17 protein-coding genes are annotated in these 14,736 nt (G+C 72.9%); 9 read left to right on the forward strand and 8 right to left on the reverse strand.

What is annotated here, in order from left to right; genetic code table 11:
- Positions 1-81 precede the first annotated feature (81 nt).
- On the reverse strand, positions 82-483 hold the full coding sequence (locus tag OG542_RS06715) for a hypothetical protein (RefSeq protein WP_193476956.1): 402 nt from the start codon (positions 481-483) through the stop codon (positions 82-84).
- 83 nt (positions 484-566) lie between these two features.
- Here OG542_RS06715 and OG542_RS06720 point away from each other — a divergent pair, with 83 nt between their 5' ends.
- Both OG542_RS06720 and OG542_RS06725 read left to right on the forward strand, forming a co-directional pair.
- On the forward strand, positions 567-1,340 hold the full coding sequence (locus OG542_RS06720) for an MBL fold metallo-hydrolase (protein ID WP_328409085.1): 774 nt from the start codon (positions 567-569) through the stop codon (positions 1,338-1,340).
- A gap of 35 nt (positions 1,341-1,375) precedes the next feature.
- Complete coding sequence (locus OG542_RS06725; protein WP_311130444.1) at positions 1,376-2,005, forward strand: DedA family protein; 630 nt, start codon at positions 1,376-1,378, stop codon at positions 2,003-2,005.
- 4 nt (positions 2,006-2,009) lie between these two features.
- Here the strand turns inward: OG542_RS06725 and OG542_RS06730 are convergent, their stop codons facing one another.
- The 5 genes from OG542_RS06730 to OG542_RS06750 form a co-directional block, all read right to left on the reverse strand.
- Positions 2,010-3,071: an MBL fold metallo-hydrolase gene (locus OG542_RS06730; protein ID WP_328409087.1), complete on the reverse strand. Its 1,062-nt coding sequence runs from the start codon at positions 3,069-3,071 to the stop codon at positions 2,010-2,012.
- A complete protein-coding gene (locus OG542_RS06735; protein WP_328409089.1) occupies positions 3,068-4,315 on the reverse strand; it encodes an aminotransferase class I/II-fold pyridoxal phosphate-dependent enzyme in 1,248 nt (415 codons plus the stop codon). The genes OG542_RS06730 and OG542_RS06735 overlap by 4 nt, the downstream gene beginning before the upstream one ends.
- A gap of 189 nt (positions 4,316-4,504) precedes the next feature.
- Complete coding sequence (locus OG542_RS06740; RefSeq protein WP_311128634.1) at positions 4,505-5,167, reverse strand: hypothetical protein; 663 nt, start codon at positions 5,165-5,167, stop codon at positions 4,505-4,507.
- Positions 5,168-5,310: 143 nt separating this feature from the next.
- Positions 5,311-6,105: an RNA polymerase sigma factor SigF gene (locus OG542_RS06745; protein ID WP_328409091.1), complete on the reverse strand. Its 795-nt coding sequence runs from the start codon at positions 6,103-6,105 to the stop codon at positions 5,311-5,313.
- 233 nt (positions 6,106-6,338) lie between these two features.
- Complete coding sequence (locus OG542_RS06750; protein WP_328409093.1) at positions 6,339-6,530, reverse strand: hypothetical protein; 192 nt, start codon at positions 6,528-6,530, stop codon at positions 6,339-6,341.
- 157 nt (positions 6,531-6,687) lie between these two features.
- Here OG542_RS06750 and OG542_RS06755 point away from each other — a divergent pair, with 157 nt between their 5' ends.
- The 4 genes from OG542_RS06755 (at position 6,688) to OG542_RS06770 (ending at position 8,826) form a co-directional block, all read left to right on the forward strand.
- A complete protein-coding gene (locus OG542_RS06755) occupies positions 6,688-7,089 on the forward strand; it encodes a DUF2795 domain-containing protein (RefSeq protein ID WP_328409095.1) in 402 nt (133 codons plus the stop codon).
- 104 nt (positions 7,090-7,193) lie between these two features.
- Entirely contained in the window at positions 7,194-7,625 is a 432-nt protein-coding gene (locus OG542_RS06760; RefSeq protein WP_328409097.1) for a CBS domain-containing protein, read from the forward strand.
- Positions 7,622-8,278, forward strand: coding sequence for a diguanylate cyclase (locus tag OG542_RS06765; protein ID WP_328409099.1), 657 nt, complete (start codon positions 7,622-7,624; stop codon positions 8,276-8,278). Before OG542_RS06760 ends, OG542_RS06765 begins: the two co-directional genes overlap by 4 nt.
- A gap of 5 nt (positions 8,279-8,283) precedes the next feature.
- A complete protein-coding gene (locus OG542_RS06770; RefSeq protein ID WP_311128629.1) occupies positions 8,284-8,826 on the forward strand; it encodes a type 1 glutamine amidotransferase domain-containing protein in 543 nt (180 codons plus the stop codon).
- 169 nt (positions 8,827-8,995) lie between these two features.
- Here the strand turns inward: OG542_RS06770 and OG542_RS06775 are convergent, their stop codons facing one another.
- Positions 8,996-9,283, reverse strand: coding sequence for a DUF6158 family protein (locus tag OG542_RS06775; RefSeq protein WP_189726211.1), 288 nt, complete (start codon positions 9,281-9,283; stop codon positions 8,996-8,998).
- Positions 9,284-9,346: 63 nt separating this feature from the next.
- Between OG542_RS06775 and OG542_RS06780 the strand changes: the two genes are divergently transcribed.
- Positions 9,347-10,447, forward strand: coding sequence for a baeRF2 domain-containing protein (locus tag OG542_RS06780; protein WP_328409102.1), 1,101 nt, complete (start codon positions 9,347-9,349; stop codon positions 10,445-10,447).
- Positions 10,448-10,568: 121 nt separating this feature from the next.
- On the opposite strand, the gene OG542_RS06785 is transcribed toward OG542_RS06780, so the two are convergent.
- A complete protein-coding gene (locus OG542_RS06785) occupies positions 10,569-12,188 on the reverse strand; it encodes an ABC-F family ATP-binding cassette domain-containing protein (RefSeq protein WP_328409104.1) in 1,620 nt (539 codons plus the stop codon).
- Between the two features lie 112 nt (positions 12,189-12,300).
- On the opposite strand from OG542_RS06785, the gene OG542_RS06790 reads away from it, so the two are divergent.
- The gene (locus OG542_RS06790) at positions 12,301-13,797 is read left to right on the forward strand and encodes a bifunctional phosphatase PAP2/diacylglycerol kinase family protein (protein WP_328409106.1); all 1,497 of its coding nucleotides are present in this window, start codon (positions 12,301-12,303) and stop codon (positions 13,795-13,797) included.
- A gap of 102 nt (positions 13,798-13,899) precedes the next feature.
- Positions 13,900-14,721 carry a class I SAM-dependent methyltransferase gene (locus tag OG542_RS06795; RefSeq protein WP_328417801.1) on the forward strand — a complete coding sequence of 274 codons (822 nt, stop codon included), beginning with the start codon at positions 13,900-13,902 and terminating at the stop codon, positions 14,719-14,721.
- Positions 14,722-14,736: the final 15 nt, after the last annotated feature.

A 14,736-nucleotide genomic window follows, 5' to 3' on the forward strand; every position in this document is an offset into this window, starting at 1 on the left:
ACGCCTTTCGTCCCTCGCACCGCCGAGCACCGCCGAGCAGGGCCGAGCAGGGCCGAGGTGACGCCGTTCGCTGTCGCCGCGTCAGCGTCCGTCGTAGCCGGCCGTCGGCATCGACAGCCGGCGGTGCACGCACGCCTTCATCGCCGCGTCGTACGCCGGTTCCGCGTGCCCCACCGTCTCGACGCGCACCCCGCGTTTCGCGCACTCCGCGGTGAACTCCTCGACGGACGCGAGCGCGCTCTCGAGTACCCGCCGGCTGGGCGCCACGAACAGGTCGAGGCCGGGCCGGACGCCGTCCCACAGCGCGCAGTGGTCGGGCCGCAGTCCCCGGACCAGTAACTCCCGGCTGACCACATACCCCCGCTCGGCGGCCCAGCGGGCGCACATCGCGTGCTGGCTGCGGGAGTCGACCAGGAACGGATCGTCGTCCAGTTCCTCCAGCGGCGTCAGACTCGCGATCGCCGTCACCCGGACCGGCACCATGGCGTCCCCCCTCACCTCCGGTTTCGCCGCCGACCCTACTCCTGCCCGTAGGCTTCGGGGAGTCGCGCGAAGGAGGCAAAGAAGTGCCGGTGGAGATCACCTGGTGGGGTCACGCCACTTGCACGGTCGAGGACTCGAACGTACGCGTGCTCACCGATCCCCTGTTCGCACGCCGGCTCGCGCACCTGCGCCGCCGGCGCGGAGCCCTGCCGCCGTCCGGCGCCCGTGACGCGGACGTGGCACTGGTCTCGCATCTGCACGCCGACCATCTGCATGTGCCCTCGCTGATGCGGCTCGCTCCGGGCACGCGCCTGCTCGTGCCCCGGGGCGCGCGCCGAGCGGTGTCCGGACTGCGCCGGCTCGCGCACCTGCGGGTGAGCGAGGTGGCGCCCGGGGACGAGATCCCGGTCGGCGACGTGGTCGTACGGGCCGTGCCCGCGCGGCACGACGGGCGGCGGCTGCCGCTCGGACCGCACCGCGCCCCCGCGCTCGGCTATGTCATAGCCGGCGAGGCCCGGACGTACTTCGCCGGGGACACCGGGCTGTTCGACACGATGGCCGAGGAGGTCGGGCCGGTCGACGTGGCGCTGCTGCCGGTCGGCGGCTGGGGGCCGTACCTGGGCGAGGGCCATCTGGACGCGGGTCGGGCGGCGGAGGCGCTGGCACGACTGGCGCCGTGCAATGCGGTGCCGGTGCACTACGGAACGTACTGGCCGATCGGGATGGACGCCGTGCGCCCCCACGAGTTCCACGCGCCGGGCGACGAGTTCGTACGGCTGGCGGCCAGGCGCGCACCCGGGGTGGCGGTGCACCGGCTCGGGCACGGGGAGAGCGTGCGCCTGAAGGTCGCGCGGTGACCTGGACCGCGCCCGTGGCGCAGGCCGGTCTGCCCCTGCTGGCGGCGTCGGCCGTCACCCCGGCGTCCGTCGTGCCGACGTCCACACAGCAGGCGGTCGGCTATCCGACGCTCTTCCTGCTGGTGCTGGTCGGGGCGCTGGTGCCGGTGATTCCGACGGGGGCGCTGGTGAGTTCGGCGGCCGTGGTCGCCTTTCACCAGACGTCGCCGTTGTCGCTGTTGATGGTGTTCCTGACGGCGTCGCTGGCGGCCTTCCTCGGGGACGCGACGCTGTACTGGCTGGGGCGGCGCGGGCTTAATTCGAAGAACGGCTCACGCTGGCTGGAGGCGCTTCGGGCGCGGGCGCCGGAGGACCGGCTCGCTCAGGCGCAGGAGAAACTCGCCGCGCACGGTGTCGCCGTGCTGGTGTTGTCCCGGCTGGTGCCGGCGGGGCGTATCCCGGTGATGCTGGCCTGTCTTCTGGCGGAGTGGCCGTTGCGGCGGTTTTCCCGGGGGAACCTGCCGGCGTGTCTGGCGTGGGCCGTGACGTATCAGCTCATCGGGATTCTCGGGGGGTCGCTGTTCGATGAGCCGTGGGAGGGTGTGGTGGCGGCGATCGTGCTGACCTTGGTGATCAGCGCGGTGCCGAGTGTGGTGCGGCGGGTACGCAGTTCCCCGCGCCCCTGAGGGGTCAGTTTCCCTGCAGCACCCTTGAAGCGCCGATCGGCATGTCCCACAGGTTTTCCCGTGGCAGGCCCGCCTTGTCCCACGCCTCACGTACGCGCGTGAGGGGTTCCAGGACCGGTTCTGCCGAGAGGACGAAGGTCGCCCAGTGCATGGGGGCCATCCGCCGGGCGCCCAGGTCCTGGGCCGCCCGGACCGCCTCCTCCGGGTTGCAGTGGACGTCCCTGAGCCACCAGCGCGGATCGTAGGCGCCGATGGGGAGGAGGGCGAGGTCGATGCCGGGGTAACGACGGCCGATGCGGGAGAACCAGTGGCCGTAGCCCGTGTCGCCGGCGAAGTAGACGCGCTGTCCGTCCCGGTCGGTGAGCACCCAGCCGCCCCACAGGCTGTGGCAGGTGTCGGTGAGGGTGCGCTTTGACCAGTGGTGGGCCGGGACGAAGTCGAAGCGGACGCCGTCCAGTTCGGCCGCTTCCCACCAGTCGAGTTCCGTGACGCGGGTGAAGCGGCGGCGGTGGAACCAGCGGGCGAGCCCGGCCGGGGCGAACACGGGGGTGTCGCGCGGGAGCCGGCGCAGGGTGGGGGCGTCCAGATGGTCGTAGTGGTTGTGGCTGATGACGACGGCGTCGACGCGCGGCAGCTCTTCCCAGGGGACGCCCACGGGAGTGATGCGGGCGGGGGTGCCGAGGATCCGGCGCGACCAGACCGGGTCGGTGAGGACCGTGAGCCCGCCGATGCGCAGCACCCAACTGGCGTGTCCCGCCCAGGTGACGGCGATCGTGCGGGCGTCGACGCGGGGCAGCGGGCCGGGAGCGTAGGGCAGTCGGGGGATGTCGGCGAGGCCTTCGGGACTCGGTCGCACGGCGCCCTCGCGAGCGAAGCGGGCGATGGCCTTCAGGCCGGGGAGCGGGGCGGTCAACCGGTCGTGGAAGGTGCGCGGCCACACTCTCCGCTCGGCCGGCGGCCGGGGTTCGGCCAGGGGCGGGTGCGGGGGCGCGAGCGGGGACGGGAGTGCCGGGTCGTCGGCTTCCCGGGTGGTCGTACCTGTGGTCGACTCGGACTGCTGTGTCATCGAGAGGACTCCCATCGCTGAGCGTCGTCGCGGAGATCGTCGAAGACCGACTTCAGCCGGCTCAACGCGCGTTGCACGTGCGGCAGTTCCAACGGCGTGGGTGAGGTGAGGCATTCCGCGCGTTCCGGGTCGGAGCCGGACAGCAGGGCGCCGGTGGACAGCCGCACGCGCGGGGCTTCGAGCTCGTCGCCGAAGCGGTGGCCGCCCGGCGCGGGCATGCCGATGCGGGCGGAGAGGAAGTCCTCCAGTTCCTGTGCGTCGCCCACGCCGTGCGCGGTCAGCGCGGGGCGCAGCGGGGCGAGGTCCACGTACAGGTGCCGGCCGGCCTGCGGGGGCCGGGAGAGGGCACCGGCGGCGACGACGGCGGAGTGCGCCGCGGCGGCCACGCGCGCGTGCAGGCGTACGGTTGCGGCCACACGAGCCGTGACAGGTTCCGGTTCGGCCAGGGCGTACCCGGCTGCCGCGGCGACCGGGGCAGCGACGCGGGCGTCGAGCGCGGTGAGGACGTCGAGCACGCGCGCGTGGAGGCCGTCTCCTTCCTCGCCGGCCGGGAAACGGGCCGCGGCGGCGGGCCAGCCGGGCGGGAGCAGGGAACCGGCCAGGTCGGTGACGACGGTGACCCGGTCGGGCAGCATCTCGGCGGGGCTGAGCAGCACGGTTCCGTGCGGGTCGTGCAGGGTGTCGCGCCAGGTCTCGTCGCTGACCAGGTGCAGGCCCTCCCCCTGAGCGGCCTCGAGGGTCTCGTGCAGCAGCTCGGGAGGGGTGACGGTCGCGGTGGGGTCGTCGGCGACGGACAGCACCAGCAGGCGTGGGTCGCCGCCCTCGGCACGGACCCGGCGCACGGTCTCCAGCAGGGCGTACGGATCGGGGACACCGCCGCTCTCGGGCGGGGTCGGCACATGGAAGGCGGGCCGCCCCAGCAGGCGTGCGTACGGCGCCCACCAGGCGGCACAGGGCCTCGGCACCAGGACGTCGCCGCCGAGGGCTGCGGTCAGCGCGAGCAGCAGGGAGGGCGCACCGGGGGCGGCGGCCGCGCGGTCGGGGGCGCAGTGCAGTCCGCGCCGGTCCCAGTAGCCGCAGGCGGCCTCCCGCAGCGCGGAGCCGCCGCCGACCGGCTCGTGGTCACCGCGGGACGCCGCGGCGGCGAGCACCGCGGACAGCTCGGGCAGGACCGGCAGCCCGTCCTCGGGGAGCGGCGGCCCGAACCGGACGGGGCCGTGGCCTTGCGGGTCCGTCCGCCGCATCCGTACCTCCGCAGTGCCTGGTGCCGCCTTGTTCTGGTGATCCGTACGGTGCGGCTCGTGCCCTCGGCCACTGAGTACCCAGGGTGCCGCCGCCCCATGAGCACCCGCCGGGTTGTGACGGTCACAGCATGAGCGGGCCGAGCCGGGGAAGCGGGGCCCTTCCGGGCGCTGCGGAACGGTCCGGGCAGGTCAGCGGTAGGGGTCGCTCTCCCGGTTGCGCAGCCGGTGCGCGGCGGCGCCGAAGGCGCCCGCGATCAGGAGCCCGCCCGCGACCAGGGCCGGCACGGAGTCGGTGAAGGCACCGCCGTCACCGGCCCGTACCCCGCGCTGGATCACCGCTCCGCCGCATTCGGTGTTGTCGTGGGGGTGGTGCGATTCGGGGCACGGCTCGTGGGTGGGCCGGTGAGACGGCTTGTGGTGGCCTCCGCCGCCGTGGGCCACCGTGAACGTCGCGCTCCACTCCTTGCCCTCCCCGCCGGGAGCGGCCGGGCAGGTGCCGTCGACCGTCCATGCCGAGTCCTCGCCGAGGGCGTCCGGATCGCCCTCGAAATTCTCGGCGGACGCGATGCGGGCCGTGCCCCGGTAGGCGGGCCCGGACACCTTGTCGTCGTTGCCGGTGACCCTGCGCAGCGGGACGGTGCCCTCGTCGAAGGCCTGCGAGGTGGCGTCGATGGTGTCGGGCGGCGGCCCACCGGTCGGATCACAGCTGACCGAGACGGTGAGCGTCCCTCCGGGCTCGACGGTGGCGGGACTGACCTCGGCGGCGGGTTCGGCGAAGACGGCTGGTGCGATTCCCATCAGCGCGGACCCGGCGAGAACGGCGGCGGAGAGAGCGTGCACGGTGCGGCGCATGGAGGGGACTCCTTCGGGCGACGGCAGAATGTCCCTCTGCCATCACAGCCCGCCCACGGGAACGCCGCGCGCGTCCGGGCCCCATTAGCGGGACAGCACCCTCCAACCGGGTGAAGTGGGACGTCCCCCCTTCAAGGGCGGCACTACGCCACGTCCCGCATGACCTGCTCCCGCACCCTGCCGCAGCACCGGCTGATCAGCCGGGACACATGCATCTGCGAGATCCCCAGCTCCTCGGCGATCCGGCTCTGCGTCATGTCGGAGAAGAACCGCATGTACAGAATCGCCCGCTCCCGCTCCGGCAGCGCGGCCAGCCGGTCCTTCACCGCCTCCCGGTCCACGACCGTGTCCAGCGCGGGATCGGGCGACCCGAGCGCGTCGCTCAGGGAGTACCCGTCCTCGCTGCCGGGCAGCTCCGCGTCCAGGGACAGGGCGGTGAAGCTCTCCAGCGCCTCCAGGCCGGTCTTGGCGTCCTCCTCGCTCAGCTTCGCGTGCTCGGCGATCTCGGCCACGGTGGGCCGGCGGCCGGAGATGGTCTGGGACAGGTCCTGCGAGGCGAACCGGACGCGGTTGCGCAGGTCCTGGACCCGGCGGGGTACGTGCAGGGTCCACATGTGGTCACGGAAGTGCCGCTTGATCTCGCCGGTGATGGTGGGCACGGCATAGCTCTCGAAGGCGTTGCCGAGCTCGGGGTCGTACCGGTCCACGGCCTTGACCAGACCGAGGGCCGCGACCTGGCGCAGATCGTCCAGGCTCTCGCCGCGGCTGCGGAAGCGTCCGGCGAGGCGGTCCGCCATGGGCAGCCAGGCCTCGACGATCTCGTCGCGGAGCGCGTCGCGCTCCGGGCCGGCGGGGAGGGCGGCGAGCCTGCGGAAGGCCTCGGCGGTGTCCGGAGCGTCGTCGTGGGGGTGCTGCTTCGGGCTCGTGTGAGTCAGCATGATGCGTCGCAATTCCCTTGGGGTGCTCTGGTTTGGACCGTCACCGTGGGAGCGCATCCGCTGCGGGACAGGGGCGCCGGTGGCGACGCTTCACGCCGCTCCCACGGACGTGCCTCCTGTCCGAAGCACTGAGGTGCGCCTGCCCCCGGCCCTCACACGCAAACCCGGAGAGGTCTTCCGCGGTCGCGCAGGGTGACCCGACGCGAACCGGGGAGCGATGGCCGAGCAGGGCTTCAAGGCGAAGGGGCGGCGGTTCCCGCCGGGGCGGGAGAAGGAGCAGCGGCCGCGGAGGCCGGGGCTACGGGTACGCCGGCCGGTTCACCCCGGTCGGCGTTCTCCTGCGGCAGCAGCACTTCCTCGTATCGGCCCAGGACGAGCACCACTCCGAGCATGAGCAGCGGGATGAGCACAGCGAGCATCGCCATGGCGGGTCCTTCCCCAGGGAGGTGTGGGGGGTGTGATCCGGGTCTCCCCCGGGCCGTGGCGCAAACCAGGGCGGTGTGGTGATCCGGTGTGCCGAACCCGTGTCGGCTTCCGGTGTTCGGGTACGCGGTGCGGACCCCCGAAGGTCTGGAGGGAGACATGCAGCGAGGCAGCGACCGGCTGAGCGTCCACCGGGACGACGAGATGAAGCACGAACTGCAGGGTCTGCTCAGGTCCGGGCACCCCACGCGCAGTGAGGAGTGGCACGACCCGGAGCCGGCCGCCGAGGACGACCCCGAGGTCGCGTACGGGCCGGTGACACCGAGCCGTGCGCCGACGTCTCTGGATTCGGTACGGCTGGAGCTGGCCCGGATCCTTGGCCGCAAGGCGTTCCCCGCGAGTTCGCGTGAGCTGGCCCGCGAGCTGCGCGGCCACCAGGCGCCCGACACCCTCGTCGAGGCTCTGGAGCGGCTGCCGCGGCAGGAGCGCTACGGCAATGTCCAGGAGCTGGCCCAGGCCCTGGTCCGGGCCCGCGAGACCGGTCCGGAGGAATACGCGTAGTGACCGCTGTGGAATACGCGTAGTGACCGCACAGGGGACCGCGGCGCACCGGCCGGTGCGCCGCGGTCCCCTGCCGACCTTGGAACAGAGAGAGAGCCCCGGTGATGGCCGAGTTGGTGAAGGACGTGATGACTCCGGGTGTGGTCGCCGTGCGCCCGGACGCCTCGCTCGTCGAGGCGGCCCAGTTGATGCGCACACAGAACATCGGTGACGTGGTGGTCGCCGACGGGCAGGACGTGATCGGAGTGCTCACCGACCGTGACATCGCGGTGCGGGCCGTCGCCGACGGCGCCGATCCGATGACGGTGAGCGCGCAGACCGTGTGCACTCCGGATCCGGTGACGGTGTCGCCGGACGACCGGGTGGCGACCGCGGCCACGCTGATGCGCGAGCACGCGGTGCGCCGGCTGCCGGTGGTGGAGAACGGGCTGCCGGTCGGCATGGTGAGCCTCGGCGACCTGGCCGAGGCCCAGGACCCCGCGTCGGCGCTCGCCGACATCAGCCGCGCCGAGCCGGACGCCCGGGGTGGTGCATGAGCACGGACCAGGCGAAGGAGATCAGCGCCTCCGGCGTCACAGTCGACGTCGGTGACGCCACGACCCGCTATCTGCTGTACGGGCTGCTGCCCAGCTGGTTCGTGCCCGGTGTGGCCGACTGGGTGATGCACCGCCGGACTCGCATCGAGGAGACGGCGGGCACCAAGGAGTCCCTGATCCACTCGCTGATGATGGCCGAGGTGGGCATCCCAATCGCGCTGACGCTGCGCTACGAGGTCAATCCGCTGCTGCTGAGCGTGCAGCTGGGCGGGGCCGCGGTGCACGAGGCGACGGCGCTGTGGGACGTCCGTACGGCGGTGAAGAGCGAGCGGGAGGTCAAACCGATCGAGCAGCACATCCACAGCTTTCTGGAGTCGCTGCCGTTCGGGGCACTGGCCGCCCTGATGTGCCTGCACGCCGACCAGGTGAAGTCGCTGCTGCGCGGCGGCGAGGGCGATCCGGACGCGTGGCGTCTCGTGCCGCGCCGACGACCGCTGTCGCGCGGCTATCTGGCGGGCATCGCCGCCGCCATCGGCACGTGCGTGCTGCTGCCGTACGGCGAGGAGCTGCTGCGGTGCGTCCGCACGGGCCGCAAGAACGACAAGAGCAGCAAGAGGAACAAGCGGAACAAGAGGAACAAGAAAGGACGCTGAGCATCATGCGTATCGCGTTTCTGGTCGCGCCCGAGGGCGTCGAGCAGATCGAGCTGACCGATCCGTGGCAGGCGGCGAAGGACGCCGGGCACGAGCCCGTGCTGGTGTCGACGAAGCAGGGTGAGATCCAGGCGTTCGAGCACCTCGACAAGGCGGACACTTTCCCCGTGGACGAGGTCGTGGGCGAGAGCGCACCGGACTCGTTCGGCGGGCTGGTGCTGCCGGGCGGCGTGGCCAACCCGGACTTCCTGCGGATGGACGACAAGGCCGTCGCGTTCGTCCGGGACTTCTTCGAGCACGGCCGCCCCGTGGCCGCGATCTGCCACGCGCCCTGGACGCTGGTCGAGGCGGACGTCGTACGCGGCCGGGAACTGACCTCCTGGCCCAGCCTGCAGACGGACATCCGCAACGCGGGCGGCACCTGGGTGGACAAGCAGGTCAAGGTCTGTGACCACGGCGCGGGAAAGCTGGTCACCAGCCGCAAGCCGGACGACCTCAAGGCGTTCTGCGAGACCTTCCTCGACGTCTTCGCCGAGGAGGCCGCCTGATGGCGCCTCTCGCCGACCGCAATCAGGAAGCGTGAGGCGTTCCGGGCCGGCGAGCGAGGAGTTCCTGAACGCGTTCGTGGAGGCGATCACGGCACATCGGCACCGCGGGCGCCCGCCGGTGCGGCGCTGAGCCGGGGCGCTGTCGCCGGTCGCGTCTCCGGCGAGGGGCTCAGGTGCCGGGGGTCGTGGGAGTCGCCGACTCCCCGCTCCCCCGCTCCCGGGCCCCTTCACGTGTGCGGCCGGCGGCCACCGGGCGGCGCGGGTTGCGGCGCAGGTACTCGCCCTCGAGCTGCGCCATGCGCTCGTTGTGGGCGCGCAGCGCGTCGTTCGACCCGTACAGCAGCGTGTCGTGGCGCGTGCGGTGGATGGTCTCCAGCTCCTTCATGAGCTGCTGTTCGTCCAGCCGGTCAGGGTCCACTCCGGTCATGGTGTCGCCCCGCTCGTCGTGTTCGTTCATGCGGTACGGGTACCCGCCCGGGGCAACTGAGCACTACACCCGATCGGCACCCGGGAGGGAGCCATGGATCTCGCCTTTCTGCACCCACTCTACGAACACTCGGGGCCGTGGGCCTCTGTGTACGTCGACACCTCTCGGCACACGGAGGACACGCCTCACGAGCGGCAGCTGACGGCCCAGGCGATGGCCAGGCAGCTGGCCGCGCAGGGCGCGGACGAGGCGACCTGCAGGGCCGTACAGAACGCCATCGAGGATTTGCGGCACTCCTCCGAACCGCACGGCCGGGCCCTCTTCGCCCGCGAGGGCGAGGTCGTCCTCGACCCGCCGCTGGCCCGGGCTCCGCAGGCCGGTGACTGGGCCGAGTGGGCCCCGCTGCCGCGCGTCACACCACTGCTGGAGCTGGCCGGCGAGGACCCGGTGTGCGTGGTGGCCTACGTCGACCGCAAGGGCGCTGACTTCGAGCTGCGCAGCGCACTGAGCCGGGAGGACGCCGGGGGCGTCACCGGGCGCCAGTGGCCGGTGCACCGGACGGGCTCCGCGGACTGGTCCGAGCGGCATTTCCAGCTGCGGGTGGAGAACACCTGGGAGCACAACGCCGCGGAGATCGCCGACGCGCTCGCCGTGTGCCAGGAGGAGACGCAGGCCGACCTGCTCATTCTCGTCGGCGACGACCGGGAGCGGCGGTCCGTGCACGACCGGCTGCCGAAGCGGCTGCTCGACCTGGTCGTCGAGGCGCCGCACGGCACCGGCAGCCGGCTCCTCGACGAGGACGTGGAACGGGCCCGTGCCGAGCATGTGGCGCGGCAGGCCGAGGCGGAGCTGGAGCGGTTCCGGGCCGGCCGGAGCCCGGACGACGAGGGCCGGGCCCGGGCCGTGGAAGGCGTGCCCGCGCTGATCGAGGCGGCGCGCGAGCACCGTATCGACGAGCTGCTGATCAGGCCGAACGGGCCGGACGCGCATCGCGAGGTGTGGATCGGCGAGGATCCGGACCAGGTGGCTGTGCGGCGCACGGACCTGAAGATCCTCGGCGAGCAGCACTCGTGGCCGGCCCGGGCGGATGACGCGTTGATCCGGTCGGCGGTGGCCACGGACGCGCCCGCGCTGGCGGTTGCCGAGGAGGAGGTGCCTGTGGGTGGACTCGGGGCGTTGCTTCGTTGGAAGTGAGCCGCCAGGTGTGGTGCGCCTCATCGCCGTAGGCGTGCTTGCCGCAGTGCGGGTGCGCGTGCGTTGTGGCTGGTCGCGCAGTTCCCCGCGCCCCTAGGGGCGCGGCCCCAGGGGCGCGGCCCTAGCGGGCGCGTTCCACTCTGCGTTCGTCCCAGACCGGGTCCGGGGTCTCCCGGACCCGGCCGTCGCTGCCGAAGACCAGGTAGCGGTCGAAGGAGCGGGCGAACCAACGGTCGTGTGTGACCGCGAGGACCGTGCCCTCGAATGCCTCCAGGCCCTCTTGGAGCGCCTCAGCGGACTCCAGGTCGAGGTTGTCGGTCGGCTCGTCGAGCAGCAGCGCCGTCACGCCCTGGAGTTCCAGCAGGAGAATCTGGAACCGGGCCTGCTGACCGCCGGACAGCCGGTCGAACGTCTGCTCGGCCTGGTGCGTCAGCTCGTAGCGGCGCAACCGGGACATCGCGGCGCCGCGGTCCTGGGCGTGCTCCTTCCACAGGATGTCGAGGAGCGTGCGGCCCTCCAGCTCCGGGTGGGCGTGGGTCTGCGCGAAGTGCCCGGGTACGACTCGGGCCCCCAGCTTCCAGAGCCCCGTGTGCGCCACGTCGCCACCGGCGAGCAGGCGCAGGAAGTGGGACTTGCCGGAGCCGTTGGAGCCGAGGACGGCGACGCGTTCGCCGTAGAAGACCTCCAGGTCGAAGGGCTTCATCAGGTTGGTCAGTTCCAGGTGCTCGCAGGTGACCGAGCGGACGCCGGTGCGGCCGCCCTTGAGGCGCATCCTGATGTCCTGCTCGCGCGGCGGCTCGGGGGGCGGCCCGGCCTCCTCGAACTTGCGGAGCCTGGTCTGGGCCGCGCGGTAGCGGGAGGACAGGTCGGCGCTGTTCTCCGCTGCTTGACGGAGTGTCAGGACCAACTTCTTCAGCTGGGCGTGTTTCTCGTCCCAGCGCCTGCGCAACTCCTCGAAGCGGGCGAAGCGTTCGCGGCGGGCGTCGTGGAACGTGGTGAAGCTGCCACCGTGCACCCAGGCATCGGCACCCGCGGGGCTCGGTTCCAGGGCGACGATGCGGTGTGCGGCGCGGGCGAGGAGTTCGCGGTCGTGCGAGACGAACAGCACGGTCTTGCGGGTCTCGGCGAGCCGCTCCTCCAGCCAGCGTTTGCCGGGTACGTCGAGGTAGTTGTCGGGCTCGTCGAGCAGCAGCACCTCGTCGGTGCCGCGCAGCAGTGCCTCCAGCACGAGCCGCTTCTGCTCGCCGCCGGAGAGGGTGCGCACGAGTCGCCACTGCGCCTTGTCGTAGGGGATGCCCAGGGCCGCCGTGGTGCACATGTCCCACAGCGTCTCGGCCTCGTAGCCGCGTGCCTCGGCCCAGTCGGCGAGGGCCTGGGCGTACGTGAGCTGGGCGGCCTCGTCGTCGACGGACATGATGGCGTGCTCGGCGGCGTCGACGGCACGGGCCGCCTCGCGGATGCGGGGCGTCGCGACCGACACGAGCAGGTCGCGTACGGTCGTCTCGTCGCGTACGGATCCGACGAACTGCCGCATCACGCCGAGGCCGCCTCCGACGGTGACGGAACCGCCGTGCGGCTTCAGCTCACCGGCGAGCATGCGAAGCAGGGTGGTCTTCCCGGCACCGTTGGGCCCCACGAGGGCCACGACGGCCCCCTCCCCCACCCGGAACGACACATCACCCAGCAGCGCCTTTCCGTCGGGCAGGTAGTACTCCAGGTGCGCGGCTTCGAGGTGACCCATGTGCAGGGATTCTGCGGCGCCGGGATCTCCGGGGCAAACCCATTTAGCGCCGGGGACGCCGAGCACGAGGAAGCGACGGTGTGCCCACCCCCCTCCGGGTACCCGCAGCCCCATGACAACCCCCGACCTGGACCTCACCACGACGAAGCCCGGGCACCACCCCCTGCGCGACCGCGCCCTCGCGCTCGACCGCCGTCTCTTCGAGGCCGCCGCCGACCGGAACTGGCCCGGGGCCGGCCCCGTCCTGCCCCGGCTCAGCCGCTGCGCGAACCACGGCGCCCTGTGGTTCGCGGCCGCCGCCGCCCTCGCGGCGAGCCGCACGCCCCGGGCCCGCCGTGCGGCGACCCGCGGGCTGGCCTCGCTGAGCCTCGCTTCCCTCGCCATCAACACCCTCGGCAAGCGCTCGGTGCGCCGCCCCCGCCCCGCGCTGGATCCGGTCCCGCTGATCAGGCAGCTGAAGCGGCAGCCGATCACCACGTCGTTCCCCTCCGGGCACGCCGCGTCGGCCGCCGCCTTCGCGACCGGTGTCGCCCTGGAGTCCCCGGTGTGGGGGGCGGTCGTCGCTCCGGTGGCCGCCTCGGTCGCCCTCTCCCGCGTCTACACCGGGGTCCATTTCCCGAGCGACGTCCTGGCCGGGGCGGCCCTGGGCGTGGGGGCCGCCTTCGCCGTGCGGGGCCTGGTGCCGACGCGCTCGCAGGCCACCCCGCCGGCCCGCCCCCGTGCGGAGGTCCCGGCGCTGCTGGAGGGCGAGGGGCTCGTGCTCGTGGCGAACACCGCCGCGGGAACGGCCGAGCGTGCCCGCGCCCTGCGGGACGACCTCCCGCGGGCCGAGGTCGTCGAGTGCGAACCGCAGGACGTGGCCGCCGAGCTGGAGAAGGCGGCCGGCCGCGCCCGGGTCCTGGGCGTGTGCGGCGGCGACGGCACCGTGAACGCCGCCGCCCGCGTCGCCCTGAGGCACCGGCTGCCCCTCGCCGTGCTGCCCGGCGGCACCCTCAACCACTTCGCCTACGACTTGGGCGTGGAGGACGCACGCGATCTGGCCCGCGCGCTGCGCCAGGGTGATGCCGTACGCGTGGACGTCGGCCGGTTCTCCTGCGGCGACGAGCACGGCGTCTTCCTCAACACCTGCAGCGTCGGCGTCTATCCGGAGCTGGTGCGCGAGCGGGAGCGCTGGTCGCACCGGATCGGCGGCTGGCCGGCCGGCGTGCTCGCGGCCCGGCGCGTGCTGCGGGCCGGCCGGCATCCGCTGGAGGCCGAGTTCCAGGGCCGCACGCGTCCGCTGTGGCTGCTGTTCGCCGGGAACGGCACCTATCACCGCGTGGGGCTCGCGCCCGGGCGCCGGCTGGACCTCGCGGACGGGCAGCTCGACGTGCGGGTCGTGCACGGCGGGCGCCGGCCCGCCGCACGGCTGCTGGCCGCCGCCCTCGCGGGACCGCTGACCCGTTCACCCGCCCACGCGGCCGTCCAGGTGGGGCGGCTGCGCCTGGACCACGTGGCTCCCGGGACGCTGCTCGCCTACGACGGCGAGGTCATCGACGTCGAGGGCCGCGTGACCCTGGAGAAGCTGCCCGAGGCGCTGACCGTGTACCGGCCCATCACCGGATACTGACACTCCGTCAGTCCATATAGCGGGATTCTGGTCTCATCATTCGACCCCGGTGCGTACGGTGATCCCATGCCGACCGGAAGAACGGAAGGGGTGGGATCCACCATGCCGGAACCACGGGAGACCGCCGTCTACACGCACGGACACCACGAGTCGGTGCTCCGCTCGCACACCTGGCGGACCGCCGCCAACTCGGCCGCCTATCTGCTGCCCTCGCTCAAGCCCCACATGAAAATCCTGGACATCGGCTGCGGCCCTGGCACGATCACCGCCGACCTGGCGGAACTCGTGCCCGGCGGGCGGGTCACGGGCGTCGACCGGGTGCCGGAGACCCTGGAGCAGGCGCGCACCACGGCGGCCGGGCGGGGGCTGACCAACATCGACTTCGCCGTTGCCGACGTGCACGCCCTGGACTACCCGGACGACACCTTCTGTGTGGTCCACGCCCATCAGGTGCTCCAGCACGTGGGGGATCCCGCGCGGGCCCTGCGGGAGATGAGGCGGGTCGTCAGGCCCGGTGGCCTCGTCGCCGTGCGGGACGCGGACTACGCGGCGATGACCTGGTATCCGGCGTCCGCAGGCCTCGACGACTGGCTGGACCTCTACCGCCGGGTCGCCCGGGCCAACGGCGGTGAGCCCGACGCCGGACGCCGGCTGAAGGCCTGGGCGCTGCGGGCCGGGCTCACGGACGTCACGGCCAGCTCCGGGACGTGGACCTTCGCCACGCCTGGGGAGCGGGCCTGGTGGAGCGGGCTGTGGGCCGACCGCACCCTTGCCTCGACCTACGCGGACCGGGCCCGGCTGGGCGGGCACGCCGACGAGGAGGAATTGCGGGCCGTGGCCGGAGCCTGGCGCGAATGGGGCGAGCAGGAGGACGGCTGGTTCAGCGTGCTGCACGGAGAAATTCTGTGCAGAAAGGGTGCCTGAAACACCGTTTCGGGG

This window comes from Streptomyces violaceus, from assembly GCF_036014075.1.
GTDB classification, from domain to species: domain Bacteria; phylum Actinomycetota; class Actinomycetes; order Streptomycetales; family Streptomycetaceae; genus Streptomyces; species Streptomyces violaceus.